The 1,601-nt window shown below is 57.5% G+C and carries 1 pseudogene; it reads right to left on the reverse strand.

Annotated elements, in window-relative coordinates:
- A pseudogene (locus tag BKD70_RS22165) lies at positions 1-1,601 on the reverse strand (DNA-directed RNA polymerase subunit beta'); the annotation flags it as partial.

Raw genomic sequence — 1,601 nt, forward strand, 5'->3', positions numbered from 1 at the left:
CGCCTTTTTCTTCATCGGCAGGTTGACGACGTCGTACGACAGACCTTTTGGCACAACCTGGTACAACAGCGCACGGCCGACAGTGGTGTCGACGATACGGGTGTTGCTCACGCTGCCGCCGTCACGGTCGTTGACGGTTTCGTGGATCCGCACCTTGACCTTGGCGTGCAGTGCGGCTTCGCCGGCACGGAACACACGGTCAACTTCTTGCAGGTCAGCGAACACACGACCTTCGCCTTTGGCGTTGATCGCTTCACGAGTCATGTAGTACAGACCCAATACAACGTCCTGCGACGGAACGATGATTGGCTCACCGTTGGCTGGCGACAGAATGTTGTTGGTCGACATCATCAACGCACGCGCTTCCAACTGGGCTTCCAGTGTCAGCGGTACGTGCACGGCCATTTGGTCGCCGTCGAAGTCGGCGTTGTACGCGGCACAGACCAGAGGGTGCAGCTGGATAGCCTTACCTTCGATCAGCACCGGTTCAAACGCCTGGATACCCAGACGGTGAAGGGTCGGTGCACGATTGAGGAGAACCGGGTGTTCGCGAATCACTTCAGCGAGAACGTCCCAAACCTCTGGCAGTTCGCGCTCGACCATCTTCTTGGCCGCTTTGATGGTGGTCGCGAGACCGCGCATTTCCAGCTTGCCGAAGATGAACGGCTTGAACAGCTCGAGTGCCATCTTCTTAGGCAGACCGCACTGGTGCAGACGCAGGGTCGGGCCTACGGTAATTACCGAACGACCGGAGTAGTCAACACGCTTACCGAGCAAGTTCTGACGGAAACGACCTTGCTTACCCTTGATCATGTCAGCCAAGGATTTCAGAGGACGCTTGTTGGAGCCGGTGATAGCGCGGCCACGACGACCGTTGTCGAGCAGGGCATCGACCGCTTCTTGCAACATACGCTTTTCGTTGCGCACGATGATGTCCGGAGCGGACAGATCAAGCAGGCGCTTCAAGCGGTTGTTACGGTTGATCACGCGGCGGTACAGGTCGTTGAGGTCGGACGTCGCGAAACGACCACCGTCCAACGGTACCAGCGGACGCAGGTCTGGCGGCAGAACCGGCAGAACGGTCAGCACCATCCACTCTGGCAAGTTGCCGGAACCCTGGAAGGCTTCCATCAACTTCAGACGCTTGGACAGCTTCTTGATCTTGGTTTCGGAGTTGGTTTGCGGAATCTCTTCACGCAGACGACCAATCTCGTGCTCCAGGTCGATAGCGTGCAGCAGTTCGCGGACAGCTTCGGCACCCATGCGGGCATCGAAATCGTCGCCGAACTCTTCCAGCGCTTCGAAGTACTGCTCGTCGTTCAGCAGCTGACCTTTTTCAAGGGTGGTCATGCCTGGATCGATAACGACATAGCTCTCGAAGTAGAGAACACGTTCGATATCACGCAGGGTCATGTCCATCAGCAAGCCGATACGGGACGGCAGCGATTTCAGGAACCAGATGTGGGCAACCGGCGAAGCCAGTTCGATGTGCGCCATGCGCTCACGACGAACTTTGGCCAGTGCGACTTCAACGCCACACTTCTCGCAGATCACACCACGGTGCTTCAAGCGCTTGTACTTACCGCACAGGCACTCGTAAT

The organism is Pseudomonas sp. BS-2016 (assembly GCF_001806145.1).
Taxonomy (GTDB): Bacteria; Pseudomonadota; Gammaproteobacteria; order Pseudomonadales; family Pseudomonadaceae; genus Aquipseudomonas; species Aquipseudomonas lundensis.